The organism is Pseudomonas sp. KK4 (assembly GCF_001984065.1).
GTDB lineage: Bacteria > Pseudomonadota > Gammaproteobacteria > Pseudomonadales > Pseudomonadaceae > Aquipseudomonas.
The window spans coordinates 1-4,196 of the sequence record NZ_LYVP01000211.1 but is presented as its reverse complement, the minus strand read 5'-3'; the positions used below and the strand labels follow the sequence as shown (position 1 = coordinate 4,196).

Annotated in this window: 4 protein-coding genes; 3 read left to right on the top strand and 1 reads right to left on the bottom strand. The window is 60.4% G+C overall.

Features of this window, described 5'->3' with window-relative positions; translation table 11 throughout:
• Positions 1 to 111 precede the first annotated feature (111 nt).
• Positions 112 to 1,545 (bottom strand): mechanosensitive ion channel family protein, encoded by a 1,434-nt coding sequence (locus B0W55_RS28825; RefSeq protein WP_077049298.1) that lies wholly within the window; start codon positions 1,543 to 1,545, stop codon positions 112 to 114.
• Positions 1,546 to 1,816: 271 nt separating this feature from the next.
• On the opposite strand from B0W55_RS28825, the gene B0W55_RS28820 reads away from it, so the two are divergent.
• From B0W55_RS28820 to B0W55_RS28810, 3 genes are all read left to right on the top strand, one after another.
• Entirely contained in the window at positions 1,817 to 2,347 is a 531-nt protein-coding gene (locus B0W55_RS28820; protein ID WP_077049297.1) for a hypothetical protein, read from the top strand.
• A gap of 138 nt (positions 2,348 to 2,485) precedes the next feature.
• A complete protein-coding gene (locus B0W55_RS28815) occupies positions 2,486 to 2,860 on the top strand; it encodes a response regulator transcription factor (protein ID WP_077049299.1) in 375 nt (124 codons plus the stop codon).
• Positions 2,861 to 3,033: 173 nt separating this feature from the next.
• A partial coding sequence (locus B0W55_RS28810) for a catalase (RefSeq protein ID WP_077049296.1) occupies positions 3,034 to 4,196 on the top strand: 1,163 nt, incomplete at its 3' end.

Here is a 4,196-nt window from a genome sequence, read left to right as displayed (position 1 = left end):
GCTCCCGCTGGGCTGCGAAGCGGCCCCAAAAAGAGCAGGGCCGCTTCGCGCCCCAACGGGAGCAAGCTCCCTCGCCACAGCAGCTCCCTCGCCACAGTTTCAAAAACCCAATCACCGACGCTGCATCAACCACTGCAACAACCCGATCTTCTTGATCTCCACCGGCTTGTGCATCACCAGCGTCTCGCGAATTTCCTGGCGCTGGTCCTGCAAGTGGCTCAAGGCGTTTTTGAGTTCGCCCAGATGTTCCAGCTGATCGCCGAACACGGCTTTTTCGATGCGGAACAGACGGCCGCTGGTGATGCTGCGAAATTCTCCCCGCGAGGGTTTATCGGCGAGGATCCCCTCCTCGCCCATGACTTCGCCAGGCCCCATGCGTCCGGCCTCCACCAGTTTTTCATCGTCATGAATCGCCACCGACACCACCCCGGTGCTGATGATCATCAGGCAGTCGGCAACCTCGCCGAACGCCAGGATGACCTCGTCGGCCTGATAGTCCACGGCGGTCATATCCGCGGCCAGTTGATCGCGCTCCTCACTGCTCAGCGAGCGGAAGATCCGCACCTCTTCCAGCAGCCGGCGCTGGCGGTTCCAGCGCTGTTCTTCCTGGCCGCAGCCCCATACGACGCCCCCGGCTTCGAGGTGACGGTGGGCCAGGTCGAACATCAGGTTGCACACTTCGTTCTTGCTCTTGGCCGATGCGATGAAGCCCTTCATCTCGTACTCGGTGTAGTCCAGGTGGGAGCTTTTGACCGAGACCTTGGCCGGGCGCGTCTGCAACAAGGCCCGTGTTCCGTGCAAGGTTTTTTCCAGCGCATCGATGGCGCGGCGCGGGCGCACGCCGCTGGGCACAGCGATGGTCACACTGATGCCGTTCACATCCCCCGGGCGGCTGAAGTTGACGATGCGCGCCTTGGCCGCCACCGAGTTGGGCACCACCGCGATGCCGCCCATATCGGTCATCAGGTGCGTGGAACGCCAGTCGATCTCGACCACCTTGCCCTGGGTGCCATCGATGGAGATCCGGTCGTTGAGCTGATAGGGCTTGGTGGTGTTGAGCACGATGCCGGAAAACACATCGCTCAAGGTGCTCTGCAAGGCCAGCCCGACGATGATCGCCATCGCTCCCGACGTGGCCAGCAAGCCCTTGACCGGCAACTGCAGGACATAGGCGGCGGCCGCGACGATGGCGATCAGGAAAATCAGCGCGCCCATCAGGTCATGGAGCAAGCGCGCGCTGTGCCCGGCGCGGGACATCAGGCCATAGCCGAGGATGATGGTCAGGGTCCGCGCCGCGAACAGCCACCAGCCGATCCCCAGTACCGTGCCCATCAGGTTGAGCACGGCGTCATCGGGCCACAGCGGCGGTTGCAGGGGGCTGATGCCGGCGGCGGTCATTACCGCGCTGAACGCCACGAAGATGCCGATGCGCACACACAGGCGCAGGTTGTGTCGCGTGGCGCCGATGAACTGCCACAGCGCCAGGTCGAACAGGATCAGGATGACGCCGCAGATCAACGGGTGAGCCTGCAGTTGGGTGAACATCGATGAATTCTCCACAGCCCTTGTGCAGATGCCCTGGAGGACACCGCGAAGGCCGCCCCGACAATGGACGGCTCTGTACTGTAAGGCGCCCCTTTGGGCCCGGCACTCCTACCTCAGTGCTAGGCGCTCATACGCCGGTATGACGAGCCTTACCCCATGTGCTAGGCCAGCGTCCCGAGGTAGGAGTGTTATCGGGCGCCCGGAGAATTACGCTGGTCACCTCGAACGAATCAACTCATCGCGCCACGGCGCTGACCTGAGGACGGTTGTCATGAACGCATTGCAAAGGCTCTATATCGTCAGTCATCCGTTACGCATCAGCCGCTACGGCGCGCACAGCTCGCTGTCGACCGCAGAACGCGTGGAGATCATCGATGCGCTCACCGATTTACTGGGCAGCGCGCTCACGCTGGTGGCGCAGCTCACGCGCGGCCAGCAACTGTCTCACAACGTCAGCTTCCTGCCCGTGCAACAGCTGTTTCATCGACTGGTACGCGCCAGCAGCAGTTATACCGACTTCCTCGCCACGGCCATCACCGACCTGGGCGGCTACGCCGAAACCGCAGCGCTCTATCAACTCATTGACGTGCATGAACCTGCCTGTTTCGCCGATTGCCTCACGGGGATTTGCCGCGCCGCCCGCCGATTGCGGGCCGCCGATGCGCTGCTGCGCGATTACCAGGAATGCGCCATCGCCAACAAGGACAATGCCAGCCGCCGCCTTTTCGAGGAATGCGCGCGGCACAACGCACGTTTCGTCGCGTTGATCGAAGACAACCTGTCCCATGAACAATCCCTGTAAAGGTTTGCCTGCCCCTGGCAAAACCGCAGGAAAACGACCACACATACCCACGTATACTTTTGCGCTTTTTCGGAGCGCGTATCTTGCAAGTATGGCGGGCGCCACTTAGCGCCACTCGCAATGACCCAAGGTCTTTACATGTTTAACGCACCCCTTATTTCAGTAGTTGATGATGACGAACTCATTTTAATATCACTGGACAGTTTATTACGCTCTTACGGTTACACAGTAAAAACCTACAACAGCGCCTATGCCTTTCTTCAATCAAGCGGCCCCGAACAGACCGACTGCCTGATCTCCGACATGCAGATGCCCGGCATGTGTGGCGTACAGATGTACGAAGCGCTGGCGGCCCGAAACCTTCATATCCCGACCTTGTTCATCACCGGCAAGTCCGGCCTGCCGCCCCATTTCAGTGACCGGGTGCGCAAACCCGAAGGCTATTTCGCCAAACCCTTCCACACCGCGGCGCTGCTGGCCTGCATCGAAGCGATCATGAAACGCCGGGGTTGACGCCCGCGTTTAACACCTTGGTTTAGTCCATTCAAACTCAGGCATGCATTCACTGACCGTTCGCAGGGATGCGCGGCCGTTTTGAAATCAATACTATTTTTTCCACCCACTTTATTAGTTCCGACCACTGACGCTTTGTACAACTAACAACTTCAACCTGGGTTAATCGTGCCATGGCAAAAAACAAACTGACTTCAATCAACGGCGCTCCCGTCGTCGACAACTTCAATATTCAGACTGCAGGTCCCCGTGGGCCTGCGTTGCTGCAAGATGTGTGGCTGCTGGAAAAACTCGCCCACTTCGACCGTGAGGTGATCCCCGAGCGACGCATGCATGCCAAAGGCTCCGGCGCCTACGGTACCTTCACTGTGACCCATGACGTGACGCGCTATACCAAGGCTCGCCTATTTAGCGAAGTGGGCAAGCAGACGCCGATCTTCACCCGTTTCTCCACCGTTGCCGGCGAGCGCGGTGCGGCCGATGCCGAGCGTGACATCCGTGGCTTTGCTCTGAAGTTCTACACCGAACAAGGTAACTGGGACCTGGTGGGCAACAACACCCCGGTGTTTTTCTTCCGCGATCCGTTGCGTTTCCCGGACCTCAACCACGCGGTCAAGCGCGACCCGCGCACCGGCATGCGCAGCGCGCAAAGCAACTGGGATTTCTGGACCTCGCTGCCCGAAGCCCTGCACCAGGTGACCATCGTCATGAGTGAGCGTGGTATTCCGCGCAGCTACCGGCACATGCATGGCTTTGGCAGCCACACCTTCAGCCTGATCAATGCCAACAATGAGCGGCACTGGGTCAAGTTCACGTTCAAGTCCCAGCAAGGCATCGAAAACCTGAGCGATGCGCAGTCCCAGGAGCTGATCGGCCGGGATCGGGAAAGCAGTCAGCGGGACCTGTTCGACAGCATCGAAGCCGGGAATTTTCCGCGCTGGACGTTCTACATCCAGGTCATGACCGAAGAGCAGGCCCACGATCACGGGGTCAATCCGTTCGACCTGACCAAGGTCTGGCCACACAAGGACTACCCGTTGATCGAGGTGGGTTACTTCGAACTCAACCGCAACCCGCAGAACGTGTTCGCCGAAGTCGAGCAAGCGGCGTTTTCCCCCTCCAACGTGGTGCCGGGCATCGGTTTCTCTCCGGACCGGATGCTGCAGGCGCGATTGTTTGCCTACGGCGATGCCGCGCGGTATCGCCTGGGGGTCAACCACCACCAGATCCCGGTCAACGCCGCCCGCTGCCCGGTGCACAGCTTCCACCGCGACGGTGCGATGCGGGTGGATGGCAACTACGGCGGGCAACTGGCGTATGTGCCCAACAGCGAGGA

Coding starts and splice junctions, on each gene's coding strand:
- B0W55_RS28815 (WP_077049299.1), top strand. CDS start 2,486: ATGTTTAACGCACCCCTTATTTCAGTAGTTGATGATGACGAACTCATT.
- B0W55_RS28825 (WP_077049298.1), bottom strand. CDS start 1,545: ATGTTCACCCAACTGCAGGCTCACCCGTTGATCTGCGGCGTCATCCTG.
- B0W55_RS28820 (WP_077049297.1), top strand. CDS start 1,817: ATGAACGCATTGCAAAGGCTCTATATCGTCAGTCATCCGTTACGCATC.